A 2563-nucleotide genomic window follows, 5' to 3' on the forward strand; every position below is an offset into this window, starting at 1 on the left:
AGTAGAACTATGATTTACAGAATTATAAACTTTTTTTATAGTTTTTAAAAAATTTTGCAGATTATCTGCTGTCCGAAGGCTGTGCCTTCGGACTTTTGATTTTGGAGTATTCAACTCCATTCACATTAAAACCATAGGCCTAAAGACTAGATATCCGAAGCCATAGGCTCCGGATCATCTGAAAGTTTGGGTTACAGATTTCATGGAGATATACATATCGAAGGCAAAATAAGTGGAAAATCATCAATCAAAAGCCATCCTCACAAAACCCAATTCATCATCCACATTGATATAGTGCCAAATTTTCCCGTCTTTGACGAAAGGAAACTGTGGCACAGCTTCTAAGTCCTTGAGTGTTGACTCACCCAATAGGTTAAATTTTTCATCAAAAATGCTAATAAAAATTTTTGAAATTGATTGTGATTGGGCTGATCCCAACAATGGGCCCTCTTTCTCTTCCGAAGGAATTGTCTCGTAGGAAAACCTATAAAACCTTCTGTTTTGTTCATCCCAGATCGGGGCCTCAAAATTGACTTCGGAATGTATGTCAGCCATCACTTCCCTGAAGCGCTTTTCGGAATCCAACTCCGAAGGATATCCTCCTTTTTTGGCTTTTGCCGTCAGGCTTGGCTCATAAGAAATTTGATAAACACTGTCCTTATCCATATCAATTATAAACAAATCACTAAAAGCAACACTGGAATAAATCAACCTGTTGCCCACTTTTCTGAGTGTCTTTGCAGCAGGCATAATCATAGTCCTATCACCGGATTTCAACATGATTTGATAATCTGTCAGGTTCTCAATTCCAGGGAGTTCAATTTTTTTCAAGGTCTTATTTTCAAAATCTGCTTTGGCGAAAGACTCATTTTCTATCATCCAGCCCCAGAGCATCCCATACATCACCTTTCCTTCATTGGTTACAACTGTCCGCTGATTAAAGCCTTCCCCTTCTTCCAGACCATCGCCTTCCAGATCGTCCATTTTGTAAGTTTTCACCTTATTCCCTTTAAGGTCAAACAACCCTACATTATTGAAACTTGACAAAACTACCTTGTCGGGCTCCACATACTTCAACCAAGATACAAAGCTACCGGCCCCATTGGGACCCTCTTTTTCAAACTTGACTTTTTCGATGAGCTTTAACTCTTCCAAGTCAATGATATCCAACATGGTTGCCTGATTGTCCCAAAGGTAAAGCTTGCTGATATCTTCGCTCAGGGAGCTCAACCATAGACCTGATCTTAGGTTGATAATTTCCTGTCCCGGATCTACCACCACAGTATCCATGGAGAAGGTGATATTGGAAAAATCTGTTTGGATTTCGGTTTTACTTCCGCCGCAGGCGAATAAAATAGCCGAAGAGAGGATAAAAGCAAGTTTTTTCATAGGAGCAAGGATTAGATAAACAATGTACTCACTATAAGTTTAATTCGAAATAGAATTAACATAAAAAATAGTTGTTATAAGAAGGTGTTGTCCGAAGGTTGTGCCTTCGGAGCTCTGGTAAAGGAGTTTTTAACTCCATTTAGATTTAAGCCAAAGGCTCAAATACCAGGTATCCGAAGCCACAGGCTCCGGATAACAGATTACTGTCCCAAAATCCTATACAATTCCAGGTTCATATAGTAATGCCCCCCGCTGATCTCCCGGCGTTCGACTATGCCCATTTCCGCGAGTTGGTTGAGGTATTGACGGGCGGTGTTTTCTGCATAGAATTTTTTGTCGGTAAGGTGTTTGACTTTGGTGTAAGGTTGGGTAAAAATCGCCTCGACCAAAGACTCCGGTCTGCTAATACCAGTGTCTTTTTCCAAAACATGCAGGATGCTGTCCTTCGCCGCCAGTATATCATTGATTTTGTGGTAGGTATCTGTTGAGGTATTTTCCACAGCTTTGAGCATAAAAATCAGCCAATCCTTCCAGGCCCCACGTTGGGTAACTCCTGCCAGGAAAGCATAATAATCCTCTTTTCTATCCAAAATAAACTTACTCAAAAACAAAATCGGCAAGTCCAACAATCCCTTTTGGGTCAGAAAATGGATGTTGAACAATCTCCCTGTCCGCCCATTCCCATCCCTGAACGGGTGGATGGCTTCAAATTGAAGGTGGCCCATTGCCATTTTCAAAATCGGATCTATGGCATATGCTTGGTCATCATTCATGAATTGGATCAGGTTTTCCATTTTGGCTTCTACTACTCCATCACCTCTTGGAGGTGTGTACACGGCTTTTCCTGCATTCGGCCCGGATCCACCCTGTCGGATGTAAGTGTGTGCAAAAGGTTTTCTGATGCCGTCACTCATGCCCGTGATGGTCTGATAGATCAATTCGAAATAGGGAATATCAAACTGCTGATTTGACTCCAGGTATTGGTGGCCTTTCCATAAGGATTCCCGGTAATGCAGGATTTCTTTGGCGGGTCCCTGTTTGATGATCTCATCACTGTAGGCCTTGTAAAGCTCATCATCGGTGGTGAAAATATTCTCAATCTCTGAAGAAGCTTTGGCCTCCTGCAAACTGATGGTATTGATCAGCATTCCCTGATTGGGTATCGCCGCACTTC

General features: G+C 41.8%; 2 protein-coding genes. Both read right to left on the reverse strand.

All coding sequences use genetic code 11. From position 1 onward, the window contains the following. Positions 1–243: 243 nt before the first annotated feature. Entirely contained in the window at positions 244–1389 is a 1146-nt protein-coding gene (locus tag EA341_RS00025; RefSeq protein ID WP_293010635.1) for a DUF4221 family protein, read from the reverse strand. A 200-nt stretch (positions 1390–1589) separates the two neighbouring features. Next, positions 1590–2563: Fic/DOC family N-terminal domain-containing protein (locus tag EA341_RS00030; RefSeq protein WP_293010636.1), on the reverse strand; the 974-nt coding region annotated here is incomplete at its 5' end.

Source organism: Mongoliibacter sp., from assembly GCF_007692705.1.
In the GTDB taxonomy this organism is placed as follows: Bacteria; Bacteroidota; Bacteroidia; order Cytophagales; family Cyclobacteriaceae; genus Mongoliibacter.